The organism is Pseudomonas sp. ZS1P83 (assembly GCF_054897825.1).
This window is the reverse complement of record NZ_CM142706.1, coordinates 3,384,575-3,407,546: the sequence shown is the minus strand read 5'-3', so window position 1 is coordinate 3,407,546 and position 22,972 is coordinate 3,384,575. Positions and strand designations below refer to the sequence as shown.

General features: G+C 60.5%; 15 protein-coding genes and 2 pseudogenes. 5 read left to right on the top strand and 12 right to left on the bottom strand.

Features of this window, described 5'->3' with window-relative positions; all coding sequences use genetic code 11:
• Nucleotides 1-68: 68 nt before the first annotated feature.
• A complete protein-coding gene (locus tag ACYZT0_RS16315) occupies nt 69-257 on the bottom strand; it encodes an AbrB/MazE/SpoVT family DNA-binding domain-containing protein (protein WP_462042117.1) in 189 nt (62 codons plus the stop codon).
• A gap of 288 nt (nt 258-545) precedes the next feature.
• Between ACYZT0_RS16315 and ACYZT0_RS16310 the strand changes: the two are divergent.
• Nucleotides 546-668: pseudogene (locus ACYZT0_RS16310) on the top strand (transposase); the annotation flags it as partial.
• 53 nt (nt 669-721) lie between these two features.
• Here the strand turns inward: ACYZT0_RS16310 and argE are convergent.
• Genes argE through ACYZT0_RS16290 form a run of 4 tightly spaced genes read right to left on the bottom strand, consistent with a single transcriptional unit; the run spans nt 722 to nt 4,276 of the window.
• Nucleotides 722-1,867, bottom strand: a complete 1,146-nt coding sequence (argE, locus tag ACYZT0_RS16305; RefSeq protein WP_462042116.1) for an acetylornithine deacetylase — start codon at nt 1,865-1,867, stop codon at nt 722-724.
• Nucleotides 1,864-2,541 (bottom strand): DUF1028 domain-containing protein, encoded by a 678-nt coding sequence (locus ACYZT0_RS16300; RefSeq protein WP_462042115.1) that lies wholly within the window; start codon nt 2,539-2,541, stop codon nt 1,864-1,866. The genes argE and ACYZT0_RS16300 overlap by 4 nt, the downstream gene beginning before the upstream one ends.
• A gap of 11 nt (nt 2,542-2,552) precedes the next feature.
• Nucleotides 2,553-2,963: a RidA family protein gene (locus ACYZT0_RS16295; RefSeq protein ID WP_223513339.1), complete on the bottom strand. Its 411-nt coding sequence runs from the start codon at nt 2,961-2,963 to the stop codon at nt 2,553-2,555.
• A gap of 23 nt (nt 2,964-2,986) precedes the next feature.
• Complete coding sequence (locus ACYZT0_RS16290) at nt 2,987-4,276, bottom strand: flavin-containing monooxygenase (protein WP_462042114.1); 1,290 nt, start codon at nt 4,274-4,276, stop codon at nt 2,987-2,989.
• Nucleotides 4,277-4,431: 155 nt separating this feature from the next.
• On the opposite strand from ACYZT0_RS16290, the gene ACYZT0_RS16285 reads away from it, so the two are divergent.
• The 4 genes from ACYZT0_RS16285 (at nt 4,432) to ACYZT0_RS16270 (ending at nt 10,056) form a co-directional block, all read left to right on the top strand.
• Nucleotides 4,432-5,310, top strand: coding sequence for a response regulator transcription factor (locus tag ACYZT0_RS16285; protein ID WP_462040931.1), 879 nt, complete (start codon nt 4,432-4,434; stop codon nt 5,308-5,310).
• A gap of 31 nt (nt 5,311-5,341) precedes the next feature.
• On the top strand, nt 5,342-6,724 hold the full coding sequence (locus tag ACYZT0_RS16280) for an aspartate aminotransferase family protein (RefSeq protein ID WP_462042113.1): 1,383 nt from the start codon (nt 5,342-5,344) through the stop codon (nt 6,722-6,724).
• 151 nt (nt 6,725-6,875) lie between these two features.
• Nucleotides 6,876-8,255: an APC family permease gene (locus ACYZT0_RS16275; RefSeq protein ID WP_462046586.1), complete on the top strand. Its 1,380-nt coding sequence runs from the start codon at nt 6,876-6,878 to the stop codon at nt 8,253-8,255.
• Between the two features lie 310 nt (nt 8,256-8,565).
• The gene (locus ACYZT0_RS16270; protein WP_150748332.1) at nt 8,566-10,056 is read left to right on the top strand and encodes an aldehyde dehydrogenase; all 1,491 of its coding nucleotides are present in this window, start codon (nt 8,566-8,568) and stop codon (nt 10,054-10,056) included.
• A gap of 108 nt (nt 10,057-10,164) precedes the next feature.
• Here the strand turns inward: ACYZT0_RS16270 and ACYZT0_RS16265 are convergent.
• The 7 genes and pseudogenes from ACYZT0_RS16265 to ACYZT0_RS16235 form a co-directional block, all read right to left on the bottom strand.
• Nucleotides 10,165-10,461 (bottom strand): annotated as a pseudogene (locus tag ACYZT0_RS16265) (IS3 family transposase); the annotation flags it as partial.
• Between the two features lie 914 nt (nt 10,462-11,375).
• Entirely contained in the window at nt 11,376-12,647 is a 1,272-nt protein-coding gene (locus tag ACYZT0_RS16260) for a condensation domain-containing protein (RefSeq protein ID WP_462042112.1), read from the bottom strand.
• A 9-nt stretch (nt 12,648-12,656) separates the two neighbouring features.
• A complete protein-coding gene (locus ACYZT0_RS16255) occupies nt 12,657-14,081 on the bottom strand; it encodes an MFS transporter (protein WP_462042111.1) in 1,425 nt (474 codons plus the stop codon).
• Nucleotides 14,082-14,155: 74 nt separating this feature from the next.
• Complete coding sequence (locus ACYZT0_RS16250) at nt 14,156-14,740, bottom strand: aminodeoxychorismate/anthranilate synthase component II (protein ID WP_462042110.1); 585 nt, start codon at nt 14,738-14,740, stop codon at nt 14,156-14,158.
• Nucleotides 14,737-16,137: an anthranilate synthase component I family protein gene (locus ACYZT0_RS16245; RefSeq protein WP_462042109.1), complete on the bottom strand. Its 1,401-nt coding sequence runs from the start codon at nt 16,135-16,137 to the stop codon at nt 14,737-14,739. The genes ACYZT0_RS16250 and ACYZT0_RS16245 overlap by 4 nt, the downstream gene beginning before the upstream one ends.
• Nucleotides 16,134-17,459: a phenylacetate--CoA ligase family protein gene (locus tag ACYZT0_RS16240; RefSeq protein WP_462042108.1), complete on the bottom strand. Its 1,326-nt coding sequence runs from the start codon at nt 17,457-17,459 to the stop codon at nt 16,134-16,136. Before ACYZT0_RS16240 ends, ACYZT0_RS16245 begins: the two co-directional genes overlap by 4 nt.
• Complete coding sequence (locus ACYZT0_RS16235; RefSeq protein ID WP_462042107.1) at nt 17,456-22,957, bottom strand: amino acid adenylation domain-containing protein; 5,502 nt, start codon at nt 22,955-22,957, stop codon at nt 17,456-17,458. The genes ACYZT0_RS16240 and ACYZT0_RS16235 overlap by 4 nt, the downstream gene beginning before the upstream one ends.
• Nucleotides 22,958-22,972 lie beyond the last annotated feature (15 nt).

Here is a 22,972-nt window from a genome sequence, read left to right as displayed (position 1 = left end):
GCGTTCGTGACCCATAGGCCTCCCGGTTGACTCCCGAAAAATCAGGTAGAAGTATGATTGCACGGAGCTCAGGGAGAAGAGGGCTTACTGCGTACTGGCTTTAGCACTATTGCGCCGTCAGTCACCTCGAGACTCAACTCATCACCTAGGTCTAGGCCAAGTCTCGCAAGCACTTCTGGTGGTAGTTCGACGATGACGTCGCCACTTTCATCTGGGGTGTCCTGGCATTTGACCGCCCAGCTTCTGATGTCACTCATGATACGACTCTCACTACATCGTGGGGGAGTCGCTTCATTATGCTCGTGCTTTGTCCTGCATGGATGGAGGAAATTTAACAGTCGCTGATGGCTGAGCGCCGTTCATTAAGGTAAATGGATTTTGAGTGACAAAGCAGTGGCGGTGTATTCGTCAGTCTCGAATGGCTCGGTATCTGGCCCGAAGGGATGCTAGGTTCTGTACGAAATCAGCTGAAACTCATTTGAACCCTGCAAGCGTCGGGACTCAGTAGAGTTCGCGTCCAGGAGCCCACGACGGCCAAACGGTAGGAACGCCCCGACGCAGCCTGGGATTTGGTTGCAGACATCTTCAGTGAACCCCGCCGTAACGGACGCCCACGGGCAGATGATCGGCTGATGCTCAACGGCGTGCTCTGGGTGCTCTGCTCGGGCCGGGAGCAAGCCTCCTCCCACATTTGATTTTTGGTGTCTGGTAGATAGGCGGCTCAGGCGCGGATTGATTCCAGCATCCGCAGTAGCATCGCATCACACCCCGCTAATTGCGCCACACTCACAAACTCATCCGGCTTATGCCCCTGGTCCATGCTCCCGGGCCCGCACACCACCGTGGGAATGCCCGCCGCATCGAACAACCCGCCTTCAGTACCAAACGCTACCGTGCCAAATTCCCGCGAACCGGAAAACGCCGCGATCAATTCTGCCGCCTGGCTGCGTTCGTCGGTGACCAAGCCTGGGTAAGCGGACAACTCGGTAAAACGAATCGCACTCTGGCGACTGACTGCCTGCATGCGCGGCAGCACTTTTTGCATGGCATAAGCCTGCAACTCCTCAGCTACCTCACCCGGATCCTGCGACGGCAAGGCACGAATCTCAAAATCAAACCGACAATCTGCCGGCACGATATTCAGCGCCTTGCCGCCACTGATCACCCCGGTCTGCACCGTGCTGAATGGTGGATCGAAACGCGCATCTTGGGTGTCCAGCAGGCGTTGCCCGATTCTTCCCAATTCACCAATCAACTCCGTCGCATGCTCGATGGCGTTCACCCCATACGGCGCATAGGCCGAGTGACATGCCTCGCCATGCACATCACAGCGCATGGCCAACTTGCCCTTATGGCCGAGCACCGGCTTGAGCTCGGTCGGTTCACCGATAATGCACAGCATCGGCTTCACCGGCCGCTGCTCAAGCACCTTGAGCAACGAACGCACACCGAGGCAGCCGACTTCTTCGTCGTACGACAGGGCGATATGCACCGGGATCCGCAGCGGCGCCTTCACCAATGCCGGCACCAGCGCCAGCACACAGGCTATATAGCCCTTCATGTCTGCCGTGCCCCGGCCAAACAGCTTGCCGTCGCGCTCAGTTAGCTCGAATGGCGGTACCGTCCATGGCTGCCCATCCACCGGCACTACATCGGTATGCCCTGAAAGTGCGATGCCCGGCAATTCCACCGGGCCGATGCTGGCAAACAGATTGGCCTTGCTTCGCTCCTCGTTGTAGACCAGTTCGCTGGCCACACCGAAACCCGCCAAGTAATCGTGCACAAACTCGATCAGATGCAGGTTGGATTCGCGGCTGGTGGTATCAAACCCCACCAGCGTCTGCAGCAGTTCGCGGCTGCTGCTCATCGGTCATCACCGGCCACGCCGTAGCCCGGGGAGCGATCGGGGGCGAGGGCGCGGTCGATGTAGTCTTGGACTTGCGGGCGGTAGGCGTCCCATAGTCTTTGAAGGTCACCGATAGGATTCTCGTCGGCCCAATCCACTCGCAGGTTGATGATCGGCCATGTCAGCTCACCGACCACCACCAGCGCAGCAGAGTGCACCGGACCGGCCTCGCCGCCAGCAGCGATGGCCGCATGCATCGCGGCCAGCAGGCGATCGGCCAACTGGCCTTCGCCTTGCTCGAAAGTACTGACCATCGCCTCGATCACCCCGCGGTCGGCGAGCATGTTGCCCGCCGCCACGCACTGCTCGCCCGACACCGCATTATGGGTACCGAGGGTTTCGCTGCCGCTGAAATGCACGGCGCGCCCCAGGTGATCAATCGCCGTCAGCTGTCGGTATTGGCTGTAGCCATTGCTGGTCAGGGCCTTGTCGAGCGCTTCGGCCGGGGCGAGGCCCTGTTCCAGCAGGTCGAGCACGTCAGGACCCAGGGCCGGCAAGGTGATGTTCTGGGTCGACACCGCGCCCACACCAGGGCGCAGCCATGGGCAACGGGCACCCACGGCGATGCTTGATGAACTGATGGCAATGCCCAGCTGGCCAGTGTCCTCACACCGGGCCACGATTGAAAAGGTCATGGGAAGCCTCCTTACTCCGGGATAACCGCGATTACATCAATTTCCATCAACCACTGCGGCTGACCCAGGGCCGACACCACCAGCCCGGTGGAGATCGGGAACACACCCTTGAGCCATTTGCCGACTTCCTGGTACACCGGCTCGCGGTAGCGCGGGTCAATCAGGTAGGTGGTGGTTTTGACGATATGGCTCAGGTCGCTGCCGGCTTCTTCCAGCAGTTGCTTTACGTTCTTCATCGCCTGTTCGGTCTGGGCGCGTGGGTCGCCGAGGCCAATCAGGTTACCCTCGAAATCAGTGCCCACCTGGCCGCGCACATACACGGTATTGCCGGCGCGTACGGCCTGGCACAGGTCGTTGTCCAGGGTTTGGTTAGGGTAGGTTTCCTTGGTGTTGAACATACGGATACGAGTGTGAGTAGGCATCAAAAAACTCCGGAAAATAGGGATCAGGCGTTGACAGGGGACTGACGAACCACCGGGGCGGCGTCGCGGTACTCAAGGTATTGGCGCTGAATGGCGATATGGTCGGCGACGTACTTGGCGTCGTGCCACACGCCCCAGATAAACGACGAGCCACGGCGCGACTGCCACGGCAAACCGAGGAAATAGATCCCGGATTCGCTGGAGACGCCGCGCTGATGCTGGGGCTTGCCGGCGGCGTCAAACGCATCGACCTTCAGCCAGCTGTAGTCCACGGCAAACCCAGTGGCCCAGATGATCGAGGTGATGCCGGCTTTGTCGAGGTCCAGTCCCAGAATCGGGTTCTTGATACAGTCGGCGTTGGGAAACACGCGACGGGCTTCAGGCTCCAGCGGCAAGTCCAGGCCGTTGCGCTCCACGTAGGCGTCGGCCGCATCCAGCAAGGCCAGGTAGTTTTCATCGCCACGCGCCAGGTTTTCCACCAGGTTGGGCTGGAAGCTGGCGAGGTTGCCGCTGAAGGATTGCGTGAGGCCAACCAGGGTCATGCCTTGCTGGGCTAGCTCACGGAAATCGATTGTCTTGCCGCCGTGTGCACCGCTCACTGCAATGGTTACGTGCTCACGGCCGGGTTTCATCGCCGCTTGGTCCCACTCGCCCAACACCCCCAGCCACCAGCAGAAATCCCGGTTGCGATAGGCGCGGGGCGGGCGGTCGTGGGCGCCGACCGACAGGTACACCTGGCGTCCGGAACGTTGCAACTCATCGGCGATCTGCACACCGGAAGAGCCTGCACCGACCACCAGCACGGCACCGGCCGGCAGTTGGGCAGGGTTGCGATAATCGGCAGAGTGGATCTGATGCAGCGCGGAGTCTTCAGGTGCAATCGGCGGAATCACCGGTTTCTGGAACGGCCCGGTGGCTGCCACTACGCGGTTGGCTTCGATCACGCCTTCGCTGGTGTGCACGGTAAAGCCTGGGCGGCCGACATTACGCACCACCGAGAGTACATCCACGCCGGTACGAATCGGCGCATTGAACTTGCGGGCATAAGCTTCAAAGTAATCGGCGACGCGTTCTTTGGGGGCGAAGCCATCGGCGGCGACGTCATCGAATTCCAGGCTTGGAAAACGGTCATGCCAGGCCGGACCGTTAGCCACCAACGAATCCCAGCGCCCGGTGCGCCAGCGCTCGGCAATGCGGCTGCGCTCCAGCACCAGATGCGGCACGCCTTGTTTGCTCAGGTGCTCACTCATGGCCACGCCAGCCTGACCGGCTCCCACTACCAGGGTGTCTGTTTTTGTTATTGCTTCAGTCATGTGTCTGCCTTGCGTAATGCAGTTGGATTCAGTTCGTGCATGACTTCAAGGCTAGGGGGAGGGGGGCTATTAATAAAATATTATTAAGCTGGGAAGTGAGCATAAATATCGGATGCAGGCTCACCCTATAGGGTGATTTCGATGGTTTTCCGGGTATGGGACCATCTCTAACGTTCTTTCAGCGAGTCTTCGAAGTGGAAAAAGATCGGCTTTCTTCTGCGCAATGGTTTGAACAGATCGCTAAGGTAACCGAGAGCATCGGGCAAGCGGGCTTCGCCGCAACTTTGTTCGAGGCCCTCGGTTGTATCTGGCCGATCCAAGCCACCACGCTCTACCTGTATCCGCACGGTGGCATGCCCAGCGCATTATTTGAATTGGAAGGCCCATGGCTGCCGCAGGGTAATGTGCGTCAGTACCTGTCGGGCTTCTATTTGCTCGATCCGTTTTACGGCGCGTGCGTAGAGGGCGTCGGCTCCGGGTGTTACGACCTTGCCGATGTCGCCCCCGATCATTTCGAGCTCAGCGAGTACTTCCAGTCGTTTTACCGACATTCGCACCTGGAGGATGAGTTGAACTACATCCTGCAGTCCAACAACGGGTTGAGTCTGGCGGTATCACTGGCATTTACGCAGAAGCTGGACGCGGCCACCACCCAACAATTCAAGCGTATAGCACCCTGGGTGCTGGCGGTGTTGGGCAAACACTTCGTTGGTCTGGAAGCGCAGGGTTCCCGCTTTGAAAGCCTGCTGGAGCAGCGTATTCACTCGGCGCTGAACAATTTTGGCTCGTCGATCCTGACCGAGCGCGAATGTCGTATCGCCCAATTGATCCTGCGTGGGCACTCCACCCGCTCGCTTGCCGAGCGCCTGGGTGTATCGGAAGACACAATCAAATCTCACCGCAAACACATCTACAGCAAGCTCGATATCGGTGCGCAATCGGAACTGTTTTCGCTGTTCATCGATTCGTTGGCCGAGGCACAGGGCGTGCTGAGCAAGGACCCCCTTGAAAGCTACATGAACAAGATCCGCTGAGCGGATGACGACTAACAAGAGAGAAAAAAACATGAACCTACCATTCGAACCCAAACGCCGGACCCAGGACTATCAGAAGTCCGACGCGGCCCACCACATCCACGCGTTTCTGGATCAAAAGGCGCTGAATGCCGAAGGCCCGCGCGTGATGGTGCGTGGTGAGGGCCTGTATCTGTGGGACAGTGAAGGTAAGCGCTACCTGGACGGCATGTCGGGTCTGTGGTGCACCCAGCTCGGTTATGGGCGAAAGGACCTAACCGCCGCCGCCGCCGCGCAGATGGACCAGTTGGCGTACTACAACATGTTCTTCCACACCACTCATCCGGCGGTGATTGAGCTGTCCGAGCTGCTGTTCAGCCTGCTCCCGGGCCACTACAGTCACGTGATCTACACCAACTCCGGCTCCGAAGCCAACGAGGTGTTGATCCGTACCGTTCGCCGCTACTGGCAAGTGGTCGGCCAACCCAAGAAAAAGATCATGATCGGTCGCTGGAATGGCTATCACGGCTCCACCCTGGCGGCTTCTGCGCTGGGCGGCATGAAGTTCATGCACGAGATGGGCGGCATGATTCCGGACGTGGCGCACATCGATGAGCCCTATTGGTACGCACAGGGCGGCGACTTGACTCCGGCCGAGTTCGGTCGTCGCTGCGCCCTGCAACTGGAAGAGAAGATTCTCGAACTGGGCGCCGAAAATGTTGCGGGCTTTATCGCGGAACCCTTCCAGGGCGCAGGCGGGATGATTTTCCCGCCGGAAAGCTACTGGCCGGAAATCCAGCGCATCTGCCGTCAATACGATGTGCTGCTGTGCGCCGATGAGGTGATTGGCGGTTTTGGTCGCACGGGCGAGTGGTTTGCCCACGAGTATTTCGGCTTCGAGCCCGACACCCTGTCGATCGCCAAGGGCCTGACCTCCGGATATATCCCCATGGGCGGCCTGGTGCTGAGCAAACGCATTGCGGATGCGCTGGTGGAGCGGGGCGGCGTGTTCGCCCACGGCCTGACCTATTCCGGGCACCCGGTCGCGGCGGCGGTTGCACTCGCCAACCTCAAGGCGTTGCGTGATGAAGGCATTGTTCGCACGGTGAAGGAAGATACCGGGCCGTACTTGCAGCAGATCCTGCGTGAAGTGTTTGGCAGCCATCCGATGATCGGCGAGATCCAGGGAACCGGTCTGCTCGCGGCCATGCAGTTCGCCGAGGACAAAGACACACGCAAGCGCTTCGACAATGAAAATGACCTGGCCTGGCAGTGCCGCACCTTTGGTTTTGAAGAGGGTGTGATCATTCGCTCGACACTCGGCCGCATGATCATGGCGCCAGCACTGGTAGCAACGCGCGCGGAACTCGACGAACTGGTGGACAAGACCCGTATCGCGGTAGACCGCACCGCACGGATCGCGGGAAAGCTGTGAAGTGAGCGGTTTTCCACCCCCGCTCAAGGGTGGAGAATCGCATCGTTACATTGCCCTGCGTACACATAGGGCAGTCCACTTCTCAACGGATAACGGTATCGATTTCATCGGATACCGCGGCGTCCTGCATGCCCATTTCCAGGAGTCAGCAATGAATACAATAACAAACGTGGCCGATACTCCCTCCAATCATTCCCCATCGCAACCCACTTCATCGCGTAGGTTTCGACAGCCCCTGGGGCTCGTCGGACTGGTACTTTTCGGTCTGGCATACATGGTCCCGCTGGCGGTGTTTACAACCTATGGCCTCGTCACCCAGATGACCAAAGGGCACTTGCCCACCGCCTACCTGCTGACCCTTGTGGCCATGTTGCTGACCGCTTACAGCTATGGACGCATGGTCCAGGCGCACCCCTATTCAGGATCGGTTTATACCTATACGCGCAAGGCATTTGGCGCGTATTTCGGCTTTATTGCCGGTTGGACCTTGTTACTGGATTACATCTTCTTGCCGTTGCTCAGTTATCTGCTGATCGGCATCTACATGTCGGAATATTTTCCCGCTGTGCCTACCGCCGTGTGGGTGCTCGGTTCAATTGCGCTGGTCACCGTTCTAAATCTGGTCGGCATCGAGTCCATCACTCGGGTCAACTGGATACTTGTGGTTGCCCAGTTGGTCTTCATCGTTGTGTTCGTCGCGTTATCGCTTCACAACCTGAGTGGGCATTCCGCCCCGGTTTCGCTGCTCGCACCTTTCCATCATGAAGGTTTCAGCGTCCCGCTGATCATGGCGGGCGCTGCGGTGCTCTGCCTGTCGTTTCTTGGCTTCGATGCCGTGTCGACCATGGCCGAGGAAACACCCAACCCGCGAAGAACTATTCCGCTCGCCATTATGGTGGTGTCGTTGTTCGGGGGGCTGTTGTTTCTGCTGGTTTCGTATTTCGCCCAGATGGTGTTTCCGGAATGGAACAGTTTCGCCGACCCTGATTCAGCCTCAGTGGACGTGATGCGCCGCGTCGGCGGTGAACTGCTGGTGACCGCATTTACCGCGACCTATGTAGCGGGCTGTTTCGCTTCGGCAATGGTCTCCCAGGCGAGTGTCTCGCGCGTGTTGTTCGCGATGGGGCGCGATGGTGCATTGCCGAGCGTGTTCGGCAAGCTGGTCACGAAAAAGCGCGTGCCGGCCCCCGCGATCATGCTGGTCAGCCTGTTCTCGCTGATTGCCTTGTTTATCACCCTGGATACCGTCGCCAACATGATCAGCTTCGGCGCGCTCTTCGCGTTTTCGGCGGTGAACCTGGCGGTGATCAAGCATTACCTGGTCGACCAGAAACTGCGCGGCACACGCAACTACCTGATGTACGCGGCGCTGCCGGCCCTGGGGTTTCTCAGCACCATTTGGCTGTGGACGAGCCTTTCCGGTATGTCGTTCACGATTGGTCTGTGCTGGATGGGCTTGGGGCTGATTTGTTTGTTGGGTGTCACGCGTGGGTTCAGGGTGAAGATGCCGGACTTGCAGATGGCGGAGTGATACATCCCAAAACACGCAGGTTTTGACAACAGGTTATTGCGGTTTGAGTCGGCTCAATGACCTGTACCAAGCCGCAGCCCCTGAGTTGAAGGGGGAGGAAGTATTTACCTGAGCAGCAGCAAAAACCATGATTTCGCGATGGCCTGGCTCTGAACAAACGGTGGTTTGTCCCTCCTCATAGGTGCTCGAAAGGCTGGCCGCATCTGACCTGATTTTGTCTGGTAACAGTGCTTCCTGCCTCGATAGTTGCGCACCATCCATCCAGATCAATAACAACTGACCGTGTAGACGGTCAATGTGGGAGTACAACGTGTTCGACCTTAACTACTGGCAGCAGCGTGTTGCCCGCCAATCCTTCATCGACACCGCCTTGATCGGCGGCCAGCCAGTGTCGTCGATATCCGGAGCGACATTCGACGCCATCAACCCTGCGACCAATCAATTGCTCGCGCGTGTTGCCGCATGCGGCGAAGAAGACGTCAACCTGGCAGTGCGCTCCGCACGCCGGGCTTTCAATGCAGGCCCTTGGCGGCGTATGTCCCCCGGCGAGCGCAAGAAAATCCTGATCAAACTTTCCGAGTTGCTGATGGTGCACCGCGAAGAGCTGGCGCTGCTCGATTCGCTGAACATGGGCAAGCCGGTGATGGATGCCTACAACGTGGATGTGCCCGGCGCCGCCCACGTCTTCGCCTGGTACGGCGAAGCGCTCGACAAGGTTTACGATCAGGTCGCGCCTACCGCCCAGAATGCGTTGGCCACCATCACGCGGGAAGCCTTGGGGGTAGTTGCCGCAGTAGTGCCGTGGAACTTCCCGCTGGACATGGCTGCGTGGAAACTTGCGCCTGCATTGGCGGCCGGCAACAGCGTGGTACTCAAGCCCGCCGAGCAATCGCCATTTTCGGCCCTGCGTCTGGCTCAGCTTGCCTTGGAAGCAGGCATTCCAGAGGGCGTGCTGAACGTGGTACCGGGCTTGGGCGAGAGCGCCGGCAAGGCACTGGGGTTGCATCCGGACGTGGATTGTCTGGTGTTCACCGGCTCCACTCAGGTAGGCAAGTACTTTATGCAGTACTCGGCACAGTCCAACCTCAAGCAGGTCTGGCTGGAGTGCGGCGGTAAGAGCCCGAACCTGGTGTTTGAAGACTGTCAGGATCTGGACCTGGCTGCGGAGAAGGCCGCCTTCGGTATTTTCTTCAACCAAGGTGAAGTGTGCTCGGCCAATTCCCGTCTGTACGTGCAACGTTCCATCCATGACGAATTTGTTGAACGGCTGATCAGCAAGTCGCGTGCGTGGATGCCCGGTGATCCACTGAACCCTGGGAGCGCTGCTGGGGCAATCGTCGACAGTGAGCAAACCAGCCGAATTATGAAAGCGGTCGCAGAGGCACGTATTGACGGGGCCACGCTGCTGTCCGGTGGCGAGCAATTGAGCATCAATGGTTCTTCAAACTTCATTCAGCCGACGATCTTTGGTGACGTGACGAGCGGCATGCGCATTTCTCGGGATGAAGTGTTCGGTCCGGTTCTGGCGGTCAGCGCTTTTGACACTGAGGAAGAGGCGGTGCAGCAAGCCAATGACAGCATCTACGGACTGGCTGCGTCGGTGTGGAGCGATGATCTGAACCGCGCGCACCGTGTGGCCCGTGCCTTGAATGCCGGTACTGTCTCGGTCAACACCATCGACGCGCTGGATGTGTCGGTGCCGTTTGGCGGAGGCAAGCAGTCAGGCTTCGGTCGCGATCTATCGCTGCATTCGTTTGATAAATACACACAACTGAAAACCACCTGGTTTCAGTTGCGTTAAGTACGGATGTGAGCGGGTCGCATATCAGACAATATGCGACCGCTGATACCAAGGGCAGGCTCGATCAACACGGATCGGGCCGGCCATTATTGAATCGCCCCGGGTTTTCTAGACACTCTCCAAGCTCGCTGTGTAACGCTTTTCAAACTCTACCGGTGACAGCTGATTGTTGAAACTATGACGTCGTTTTGGGTTGTAAAACATTTCGATGTAATCGAATACATCACCACGAGCATCTTGCCGCGTGGTGTAGATTTTTCTCTTGATTCGTTCCCGTTTCAGCAGCTGGAAAAAACTCTCAGCTACGGCGTTGTCGTGACAGTTACCTCGACGGCTCATGCTAGCGACCAGGTTGTTGGCCTTTAAAAAGCTGCGCCAATCAGAGCTGCTGTACTGGGCGGATTCAACCGGTCGTAGGTGATGTCGGTGATCCAGACTTTGTTGGTCTCTCTGACAAGGTCGTGCTTGATTCATGGTGAGCCTCTCCCGCACCAGTGAGCGTATGCATCGCCAACATCCTCGACCTGATCCGACGGCCAGTAGGGCGAAATCAAAGCCGAGATCAGGTCACTGAGTTTTTGAAATAGCTCTAAAGAAGGTAGAAGACCGGGGGAGAAAAATGTTCACGAAAACGGGCAATTCTTTTCTGGCATAAAAACAGTACGCAGCTGGAATGGCTAAAGCTCTTCATATGGAGCTTGGTGGAACGCATCAGGCGAAAAAAACACTTATGCGCTGACGAGAGGACAGTTAAGAATTGGATGGCCGGAAACAATGGACCGAGAGGCGAGCATTTAGTAGCACTGGTCAAGCACTCTGACCTTGCCCTGGCTGCCTTTCTTGGAATGGCAGGGAGACCATTTGCGCTGACTGCATCAGAACTCCCGTTGCTTAGACAGAAGCTTCAGATGGCTATCGAGGGTATTGATTCGTGCCTAACGCATAGAGATTGAGCTTTGCCACCAGGCCGAAAACAAAAAGTTCTCACTTCTGTGAGGGGCCGCTTTTGGCCGAATTCTGCCGCTGCTGACCGGCAGCTATGGGTCGGTTTACTGCCCTTCGTAACCGGCAGCAATCGACCTAAAGCCCGCCTTAAAGGATGCTGTCAATGGTCTAGACCCAAAGCCGCTCTTTTAGGAAAGATGGGTTGCGCTCCATGCCAACGTCATTCGCAAATGAATGCTGCTTTACCAAGATCAGCCCGCAACCTGGCTGCCGGCATTTGTTCCGTTGAAGGCTGCGCTTAAACGGCCATTGGACAAGATCGCGGGACTGTTCGAACCGCGCACTTGTCGGTGCCTGTCTACAAGCTTTGCAGATCAGTCGCAGGGGATGCCTTGCAGATCGCAGATCATCTGTTCGATGATCTGTCCTGCATGTTCGCCATAGGCTGCTGCGTCCATGTCGATCCGCCCTGAAATATGCTCGGTGTGCTCATCCAGGGTGATTTCGAAAGCCACGCGGCAGGTATCGTTCGGCAATAGCCGCAGGCTCATCCACTGATTGTCGCCCAGGGCGATGCGACTGCCTTCGCTGCGTGAGTTCCAGGCGTTGAACAGCTGGGGAAACGGCAGTTCGAAGCCGGCGGTGCGCGCAGACATGCCCTCGGGATACAACGCTGCCGGTTCTATGTCCTGACGAGCCGCGGCATTGATCACCGCCCGCTGCACGCGCTTTATCACTGCTGCCAACGGCTCGCCGGGCTCATGCCGGGTACTGATCGGGATGGTATTGGACAACGGCCCAACCAGCGTCTGGGCCGCAGCTCCCGGGCGATTGGCAAAGGGGACGCCGGTCACCACAGTGGCGACACCGCTTACTGCACTGATTGCCCGTTGGTAGATGGCCAACAGCAGCACGAACGGCGTCACGCGCTGGGCTCTGGCATAGTCCAGAACCCAGCTGCGTGGTACGGTGGAGGTGAACTTCAGGCTCTGCATGCGGCCTATGCCGCCACCGCCTTTGGTACGCAGTGCATCGAGCCCGTAGGGCCCCGTCCCCGGGTAGATCTCAAGCTGTTGCGCCGCGCTTACTGGCTGCTCCGGCAGGTGCTGCATCCGGCAATAGTCGTTCCAGGCGGTGCAAGATACCGGGGGCAGGCCCAAGTAATGCTTGGCGATATCCTCCAGCAGCAGGTCAATCGACGCGCCATCGCAGGTATAGATCCAGAAGCCGATCCAGATGTGCAGGCCTGCCTCGTCTACCACAGAGGCGATGCGCAGCCCAGGTTCGGCGGCTTGCCTGGCCCGGTAGGCCAGGAAGTCCTGGTCGGTGACTGCGGCCTGCACCCTGCCCAATTGCTCACGCAACGCTTCGCGCAATGCCTGTTCGGTGGGGGCTCGGCCGACCAGTTGTTCTCCTTCGATCTCGAATCGGGCCGCCAGGATCGGATGCCGAGCCAGGGTCTGGGCCACGGCGGCGAATATTTGTGCCTGGCAACACTGCTCGCTGAAGTCCAGACGCAGCGCGCCAGAATAGGCGCGCCCTGTCTGGTCAAGCATCGCCCCGGTCCATTTTTCCCGCAGTCCCGCGACGCTGGATAGCGTCGTGAGTGGTCCCTTGAAGGGCGGGATCAGGTAGTTCTGATGCATGGTGATATCCTACGGCTGGGGGCTCGATGGGGCTGGCTCGAGCGCCAAGGCATTGCGTCCCGCCCAGATCAGCAAGGCCCCTACCGTCATTGCCAGCGCCGACACGGCAAAGGCTGCCACGAAACCGTTGGCGGCGATGGTTGGCACTCCAGTGCTGTCGGAGACCGCCAAAGCCATGGCCGCCAGCAGGGTGACCCCGAACACCTGGAACAGTTGCTGGATGGTGGTGGTGATGCCCGACCCGGCACCGGCGTCTGCCTCGCTAAGGTCGCTGGTGGCCAACGACTGGGCGACCGGTGCGACACAACCGAAGCCGATGGAAGTCACCAACATGGCCGGGAGCACTCCCAGCCAGTAGCTTTGCAGGGGTACGCCGAAGGCAAACAAGGCGAAACCCAGCGCCGAGGTTGCCAGGCCGACCACGGCGGCTGCCTGCGGGTTCCAGCGCTGCATGACGAACTGCGAAAGGAAGATGCCGGGGAAGAAACCCAGGCAGAAGGGCAGCCAGGCCAGGCCAGTCTGCATCGGGCTCAGGCCGAGGTAGTCTTGCAACAACAGAACACCCAGGTAGAACAGGGCGCCGGAGGTCGCTGCCAGGATGGCGACGATGGCGTACCCGGCCATGCGCGGAGAGCGCGTCATCAAGCGTGCCGGAATAATGCCGTTTTCCGAGCGCTTGCAACGACGCAGTACCACGGCGATACCCAATACGCCCAGCAGCAGGAGCGCCACGCGCTGGCCAGGCAGGTGCTCGATGCCAGAGCCCATTACGGCCATCACGGTCGCGGCGACGGCAACCACCAGGATCAGAGCGTTGCCCAGGTCCAGAGGGGTGGAACTGCGGTGACTGAACTTGGGGATCATGACGGCGGCAGCCACGATCAGGAGCATGACGATCGGTACGTTGATCCCGAAGACCCAACGCCACGACAGATAATGCGTCAGTACACCGGACAGCAGTACGCCGATGATCGAGCCCAGGCCGCCCAGTGCCGCCCAGATGCCAAACGCCTTGCCGCGTTCCGGGCCGGAGGGAAACAGCAGTGACACCATTGCCAGTCCGGTGGCAGAGGCCAGGGCTTCACCGAGCCCTTGGCCGGCACGGCTGATGATCAGCACGGTGGCGTCTTGGGCGAAGGTTGCCAGCAAGGAAAATGCGCCAAAAATCACTACGCCGACCTGAAAGGTACGTCGCACCCCGAAGGCGTCGCCGATCCGTCCGCCCAGCAGCAACAGTGATCCAGCGGTGATGAGGTAGGCATTGACTACCCAGGTCAGGGACCCGTCCGTGAGTCCCAGGTCGTGCTTGATCCGTGGCAGGGCCACGTTCACCACGGTGGCATCCAGCAGCAGTATCAGCTGGATGATCGAGATGACAGCCAGTGCCTGCCATCGTTTTTCATTGAGCGTTGCATTGTTGGGTGTGTGCATCATGTTTATCCAATCCTTAGATTTAAAGGGGTGTCGGCCGGCGTCCGGCTGGCACCCAGGGCTTTTTTCTCGAGCGATCAGCCCATGGCGTTGACGTTGGCCAGCGCCAATGAGTTACGAATCATTTTGATCCCGTGGGCGGTGCCGATGCTCTCGGGGTGAAACTGCACGCTTTCGATCGGCCGGGTACGGTGCCGCGCCGCCATGTTCACGCCATCGTCCGAGTAGGCCGTGGCCACTAGCGAGCTTGATGTTCCCGGGTCGGTAATTGCCAGCGAGTGATAACGCACCACGGTGACGGCCGACGGTACATCCTGGAAAACGCCTCGTCCGTCATGATGCACCTGGGCGTATTTGCCATGTTGGGTGGTAGGCGCACGGGTGAGCTTCCAGCCGAAATGTTCGCCCAGTGCCTGGTGCCCCAGGCAGACCCCGAAAATGGCCTGCTGTTCATCCATCTCGCGAATGATCTGCGGGTAGCCATGATCTTCGGGAGTGCCCGGCCCCGGCCCCAGGACCAGTAACTGCGGTTGCCACTGCCGATAGTGGGCTATGGGGTCATCATTGACGCGAACGACCCTGGTTTCTGCACCAACGGCCGAGTAGTACTGCTCAATGACATACACAAAGCTGTCGAAGGCGTCGATTAACATCACTCTCATACGCTGGCTCCCATCGCTCGGGAAAACGACTTGATCTTCGCTCCCGCTTCATTCCATTCCTCCTCGGCCTCAGAGTCGGCGACGACTCCCGCCGCTGACTGCAATACATAGCGTCCGGCATTGCCGACGATCGTACGGATCGTCAGGGCCAGCACCGCGCTGTTGGCTCCGGTGATATAGCCGACACAACCGGTGTACAGCCCGCGAGCGGTGCCTTCCAACTCGGCGATGATTTCCATTGCCCGGACCTTGGGGGCTCCCGTCATGGTGCCCGCCGGGAAATTGGCCACGATCAGGTCCCAGACATCGCAGTGCTCGCGCACCCTGGTTTCCACAGTGGAAACCAGGTGCAGCAAGGACCCATAAGTGTCCTGCTGCATGAACGAACTCACGTGTACGCCCCCGGGAACCGCGCACCGGGCCAGGTCGTTACGCGCCAGATCGACAAGCATCAGGTGCTCGGCGGCTTCCTTGGGAATCTTGTCCAGCGGACTGCCGCGCTGGTCCTCCCGAGTCATGGTGCCGGCGATGGGCCGGACCTGGGCCACACCGTCCTGAAGGCGGATCATCAGTTCCGGACTGGATGACACGACGTGCAGGTCGGCAAGGTCCAGGTAGTACATGTAGGGCGCCGGATTGACCGATACCAGGCGCTCATAAAGATCCACCGGTGCAATCGTCGCGCTGGACACGGCACGTCGGCACAACTGCACCTGGTAGATGTCACCGGCGCGGATGTACTCCTTGGCCCGGGAAACGGCCGCACAGAATGCCTCGCGATCAGTGACGTCCTCGATCACGGCGACTTCAGCGGCAAGGCCTGGCACGGGTGCCGCGGGCGGCTTGCGAAGCACCGTGAGCAGGGCATCAAATTGCGCCTCAGCGTTTTCCCCGGCGTTGAGTACGTCGATCCGCGCCGGACCTTGGGGGTCTTCGTAGCGGATGATATGCCGATAGACCCGCACCACCACCTCCGGCACATCCTGCTCAATGGCAATGTCCGGCAGGTTTTCGACGAAGCGCGCGGCGCTGTAGCCCAGCGCCAGCACCAGCGGAAAGCCTTCCGGCAAGGCCAGGGTCTGCGTGACGCGTCGCAGGCGTTCGCACAGGCTCGCCTGTGAATTGTTCAGCAGCTGTTCGCAAGCGGCCAAGGCCCACTGGAACGGCGCGCCAGCGGACAGGTGCCAGGTGTCATTGACCAGTTTCAGCTCCAACAGTAAGTCGATCATGAAGGTGGTCTGATTGCCGTCGACCGGCAGGAAACCCGCACCGGTCTCGAACAGCGCTGGACACGGATAGAGCTCCAGCAGGCCACGCCGCACCTGGGCGACGGGCGCCGCATCGGCGATTTCGTGGTGCTCCACGCTCCACATGGGGATGGGTTGTAATGAGCTCACAGAACTGGCTCCCGTTGATCGCGGATACGTGCGTGCTTCCAAGAAATGTAGGCACCGGTCTCGGTCCTCGGATCCAGGCTCTGCTCCAGTTGAAGTTGGACCGAGGTGCCGAAATGGCCGGCCATCTGCTCCTGTACCTGGGCCACCGAACGCTCGCCGATACCCGCCACCATCGACACCTCGACATGGTCGCTACCGTCGCTGGCGCTGCAGATCCTGACCTCGTAGCCAGAGACCCACTCGGCCGCAGACAGCACCGCCGACTCGATCAGTGCCGGTAGTACCTGGCGACCGGCCAGGGTCATCACATCACTCACCCGGCCAAAGACCCGTAGGCAACGAGAACGATTGCCGCACCCGCACTCCTCGGCAGAGTGCAGTCGCGCCAAGTCGCCGGTTCGGTAGCGGATCAGCGGCTTGGCCCCGGGTACGAGCATCGTCAGGCACAGTTCGCCTATATCGCCCTCCATTCCAGGAACCGGAAGAATCTCCGCCAGATAGTTGGTCTCGGAGAAGTGCAGGTTGCCGTTGGCGCAGCCAGTGGCCACCGCATGGGCTTCCTGGGAGCCATACAGGCCATGGGTGCAATGGACATTCCAGACCCGGGCAATATTGCTCAGCATCTGCGGCGTGCACAGTTCGCCCAGCACCATGATCTGGCCCACCGCTGTCTCGCGCGGATCGATCCCCTGGCTCGCATAGAGCCGGGCCAGGGCCAGGGCTACGGCGGGTGAGCAGATCAGCGAGCGGACTCCAAGGTCGTTGATCAACTGGGCGGCCTTGACCAGGCCGACTCTAGGGCTTTCCGGCCACAGCCGCACGTAGGGAATTCCCAGGTTGCGGCAGACCTCGCCATAGGTATCACCGAACGCATACAGCTCCGAGGGCCCCATGATCGCGGTGAGGGCATTGGTGGTGCCGAATGTCGACTGATACAGGTCGGCGACGGCCTTCTGCACATAGGCACCGCTGGTCTCCACATCGATCGCCGCCCGAGGGCAGGGGGTTGGCAACCCCGTTGTCCCGGTCGTCTCGTAGTACACCGCGATTTGGTCGAAAGGCAGGCTACAGACCGAGCGGCCCACGGCGCGCAGGTCTTCCTTGGTTGTGAAAGGTCTGCCGTCCAGCGCCGGCAGCGCGCTGGGACTGCCCATTTGCGAGCGCAGGTGCCCGGCATAGAACGCCGAGTGTTCCTGGACATAGTGCAAGACTTCCCGGGCCCGTAGTTGCCCCTTGGCCTCCAGTTCCTGTGGCGTGGTGCGTCCATCCAGGTAGGCGTCCACATCATCCAGCCATTGCTGGTGCAGGTTGTCCTTGATCATGGCTGGTTCCCCGCGTCCAGGCTGTTGGCGAACTCACTGATGGTCTCGGTGAGCATGAGGTTCTCCAGGGGAACGGTGATGGACAGCTGGGACTCGAGTTCGATCTTGATCTTCATCGCCGACAGCGAGTCGCCGCCCAGGTCGAAGAAGTTGTCCTCGGGAAGTACCACCGACTCCTCAAGATGACTGGAGATCACCCGGATAACGGTGCGCAGGATGGTTTGCGGAGTCTTGCTCTTGGAGTCTTTCATGTCATTCCTCAGGATTTCACGCAGGGCCAGTACATCCACCTTGCCGTTCTTCGACAGGGGCCATTGGGGCAACTGCTGGACAGTCTTCGGCACCATGTAGGCAGGCAGGCGCAGGGCCAGGGTCTGGATGATTGCAGGAGCCAGTTCGGGCTCGCCGACATAGACCAGGGCGATCTGCTTGGGATGCCCATCGGGACCAGGCAGGGCTACGGCACAGGCTCGCGAGACACCGGGGCAGGACTCGGCCACGCTCTCGATTTCACCCAGTTCGATGCGCAGGCCATTGAGCTTGATCTGGTTGTCGATACGTCCCAGGATCTCGATTTCACCGTTGGGCAGGTAGCGCCCGAGGTCGCCGGTGCGGTACATGCGCCGCCCGCTGCGCGGGTGCTGGACAAAGGCCTTGCGGGTCAGTTCCGGCTGGCCGATGTAGCCACAGGCCAGGGAAACATCGCTTTCCACCAGCATTTCTCCGGGTACCCAATCCGGGCAATCGGTCCAGTCGCCCGCCACGATGTGATAGGCAGAGTTGCGCATGGGCGCGCCATAGATCACCGAACGCGCCAGTTGGCCTTCTTGCTCGTCGATCTCGTGCAGCACCGACCAGTTGGTGGTCTCGGTGGGGCCTCCGCAGGAGTACAGCCGTGCCTTCGGGTACAGCGCCCTGGCTCGCGGCAGCAATGGCAGAGGGATCCAGTCGCCCGCCATGACGATGTTGGCCAGCGATTCCACCGCGGAGAAGCTGCGCGCGGTTTCCGCAACACTGCACAGCAGGTCCATGATGGCCGGTACGCAGGCCCAGAAGGTCACTCCGTGGCGACGCTGTAGTCGTAGCCAGGTATCGGGGTCCGGTCCTGCTGCCTGGGCAGGAACCACCACCGAGCCGCCGTGCAGCAGGGGGCCGAAGATATCGAATACCGACATGTCGAAGTGCAGGGCGGCAGTGGCCAGGTGGCGAGTGGAGGTATCCAGGCCAAAGCGCTCGACGACGTCATATACGTGGTTGACCACCGCTACCTCTGGAATCTCGACACCCTTGGGGTTGCCGGTGGAGCCGGAGGTAAAGATCACGTAGGGCGAGTAGTCCGCAGCCAGTGGTGCCAGGTCCAGGTCCGTGTGCTGCCCAGCCCAGGCACGCAGGTCCTCATCTGTCAGCACGAGCCGCTGCACCTGCTCCGGCAACTGGGCATCGACACCGGCGATAACCGTGTGCACCCCGGCCTGGGACAGCACCGAGCGGATACGCTCGGACGGTAGGTCGATATCCACCGGCACATACCCGACACCGGCCAGCAGGCAGCCGTAGACAGCCGCATAGTGGCCGCTGCCCTTGGGCAGTACGATCCCGACAAAGCGTTCACCGGGGTTGCGGGCTTGTTGGATCATCTCGCTGATCCGTGCCGCGGCCCGGCCGATTTCGCCCCAACTGTAGCTGCCCTGGGCATCGAGGATTGCGGTTTCCCCGGCGCGTTCGGCAATCCGTGCCAGCAGCAGGTCACGCAGGTGAACCTCCGGTACTGGCGCCTGGGTCGCGTTTACCGCGTGGCGTACTTCGATCTGCGCGGCAGGTCGCAGGTCGAGCCAGGTGCGTTGCCAGATCTCGCTGTCGTCGGCCAGTTGCTGCAGCAGTGTGCAGAATGCGCCGAACATCGATTCCACGACCTCGGGGCGAATGACCCCGGTGAGGTAGTCCCATTTGAAGTACAAGGTGCCCTCGGATTCGCGCAGTTGCACATCCAGGGTGACTTGAGGCGTTTGCGAGACTCCGTAGACCTCTTGCCCAAGACTCGCCGCATCATGGCGTCCCGGGTGCCCGAGCAGGCTGGTGAGGACGATCGGCATCAGTGGCGCACCGCCACTGCGACGGGCCCGGGCCAGCTCGCGCAGCACCTCGACACCGTTGAACAGCCGATGGTCCAGTGCCTGCCAGATGGCGCCTTGCAGCTGCTGGCCGCGAGCCTCGAGGGTATCGGCGGCCGCTATTTCGTAAGGCACCAGCAAGGTATTGGTAAAGTCGCCGACGACCTGGTCGATATCGGCACTGACGGGCATCCGATCCGAGACCGGGAAGTTCAGGGTGAACCGGTCTTCTTCGCTCCAGCAGCGTAGCACTTCGCACAAGGCCAGCGCGACCGCCCCGGATGGCGAGATATTGCGCGCCTGGGCCTGGGCCTGGAGTCGCTCCCAGACAGCGACGGCGAGGGTGCCCTCGTGTCTCTCGAAGCGCGACTGGCCGCTGAACTCTCCGGGCTCCAGCTGTGGCAAGCGCGGTGCTGCCGGCAGATGGTTGATCTTGTCCAGCCAGTATTCGCGGTCGGCCTGGTACTGGGCGCTCTTGAGCACCTTTTGCCGATAGGCGACGTAGTCATGGAAGCTGGTCTGGAGCACCGGCAGCTGTGGGTCATCTTCCAGGTAGAGATCGATCAGGTCGGGGATGATCACCTGGAAGATCGACCAGGCATCGGCGATCAGCATGTCGATGCACAGATGCACACGGCTAGTGCTGGCGCTGATGCGGCTGATGTGGAACTGGAACAGCGGCCATTGCGTGGTGCCGATTTCTTCGTTGGCCATGCGTTCGCGGACCCGGTCGATCTCCCGATCAATCTGCGCCGTATCCAGAGCGCTGAGATCGACGTACTCCACCGCCTGGGTACCGTCGACATCGCCGATGCTCTGGCGTCCGCTGGCATCGATGGTCATGCGCAGCATCGGATGGCGCTCGACCAGCAGCCCCACGGCATGGGTGAAGCGCTCGCGATCCAGGGCCTGCACTTCCCATTCGAAATATCCCTGGCAGCCGACGCCGCCATAGTCGTAGAACGAACCACGACCGATCCACAGTGCCTGTTGGCTTTCGTTGAGTTCGAACGGCAGCAGTTGCTGCTGTGCCGGTAAGTGCTCGAACTTCGGCAACTGGGTATTGCGCGAGGCATTGGCCAGTCGTACCAAGTTCGCCAGTACCGGCTCCTCGAGGAACGCGCCCATTTGCACATGGATGCCATGCTTGCAGGCCAGCTCACCGACCATGCGCAAGGCGCGCAGGGAATCGCCGCCGGCGTCGAAGAAACTCGACTCCAGCATCGCCTCTTCACATAGCGTCCAGGCCAGCCAGCAATCACGCACCGCGTGGTCTGCCTGGGTCACCGGGGCAAAGACTGTCTGATCCGCATCGCGCTCGATAGGGCTGACCTGCAGCGCGCTGTAGTCAACCTTGCCGTTGCGCCCGAGGGGCAGGGTGCCGGTCACGATCTGGCCGGGTTGGGCGGCCGGGTGTAGGCGCGCGGCCAGGTGCTTGCGAACCTTGGTGACCACCTCTGCGGCATCCGGGGCCAGCTCCAGGAACAATGCCAGCGTCGCACCCAAGTCGTTGCTCAAGCAGTTGGCCGCCGCCTTCACCACGCCCGGCACTTGCAGCGCGGTGATTTCCAGTTCAGTCAGGTCGACCCGATGGCCGCGGATCTTCACCACCGAGTCGGTCCGCCCGAAGATTTCCACGGTGCCATCGACGGCCATTCGCGCCCGGTCGCCAGTGCTGTATTGCAAGGGCGAAGTGGTGTCCAGAGTGTTGCCACGAAACACTTTCTTCGTGTCCTCGGGGTTGACGTAGCCCACCGACAGCGTTTCACCGGTGATGATCAATTCACCGACGCAACGGGCCGGCAGCTGCTGGCCATGGCGGTCGACCACATACATCCGGGCGCCGGGTATCGCGCGTCCTACCGAGGGCAGCAATGTGCGGCGTGGTGCGCACAGGTCTTCGATGGAAACCACTGCTGCTTCCGCGGAACCATAGACATTGATCACCCTGTAGCCGAGATCGGTCGGCGGCCATTGCTTGCAGCGCTCACCGGCGATCAGCATGGTGCGCAGGCCGGTCCGGGTTCCACTTGCCCACAACGCCTCGGCAATGGAAGTCATGGCCAGCGTATGGTTCATATCGCCTTCGAGCAGCCAGCGTGCCAGCAGGTTGACGTCCTGCAGCACCTGCGGGGCAGGGATGCATACCGTGCCGCCGGCGCAGAGTACCGGCAGCGGGTCGACCTCGACCATCCCGTAGCCTGGCGACGATAGCCATGAGCCGCGGCTATGCTCGCCAAGTCCGGCCTGATCGATAATGGCATCCAGGGTCGCGGCCATCCCCCGATAGGACAGGCAAACGGCCTTGGGCCGTCCGGTACTGCCGGAAGTGCCGGCGATAAAACAGGCCTCGTTGGTGGTGTCGACCCACTTGCCGTGTTCCCAATCGACGTGGGCAGGGCGCATCTGCACCTTGTCGATATCCAACAGCGGACAGTTCAGCAGATCTCGCGCTCTCTCGGTGGTGCTGCCTGCAGTCAATACCGCATGTGGACTGCACTCTTCGATAAAGGCCCGAATGCGTTCATCAGGATGCGACGGGTCGATCAGCACGCAGGTGCCACCCATGCGTTGCACGGCGATGATCGAGGCCAGATGTTGCCAGCCACGATCCAGGAACAACGCCAGGCGCGGGCTCGATCGGCGGGAAGTGACGCGTTCGCGTATGTGCTGGACCAATGCCTCGGAGGCGTCCCAGAGTTCGGCGTAGGTCAGGGTGCGGTCGCTGTTGTCATCCACTATCGCCGCAGCCGATGGTTTGCTCTGTACATGCCGGTAGATGTGCTCCACCAGGAACTGACGCTCGGCGGCTTCGGCCGGGGTCGGGCAGACGGGCTGGATCGTGGTCGCCGGCAGGGCCTTGGGATCAAGGACTCGGGCGCAAGCGAAGGCCACCAGTTTAAGCAATTCCAGGCGTACCGCCCGGGTCATGCGATCGCTGCGTACCGACAGTTGGCAGCGGCCGTCCTGCACCAGCAGCCAGACCGGTGATTGCGCCGATGACAAGTGTTTACCGTCGCTGATCTCGATATCGGCACGCAATTGCGCCTCGCCATGGGGCGCTTCAGCATTGGCGCGCAACTGCGCGATATAGGCCCGAGTGTCTTCTGCAAGGTTCAATGCCGTGCAATCGACGCTGAGCTGCGACGGCTCGCCGTCATGATGGACTCCCAGGGTTACCCGGCCTTCCGGACTGAGCAAGGAGCCCAGAACCGCGGCGACCGTAATCAGGTCGTTCATACTGGCCGTCAGGCCAGGGGGCAGGGCGATATCTTCCTGGTCTCGTGTGCTGCCGGCTGATTGTCCAGCCGCCGGGCACGCGAACGCGTCCCACAGGCTGCGCTCATTGCCTGGCAGCAATTGTGGCGCGGGGGGTACTGATGTCATGTCGTCCCTCATCTT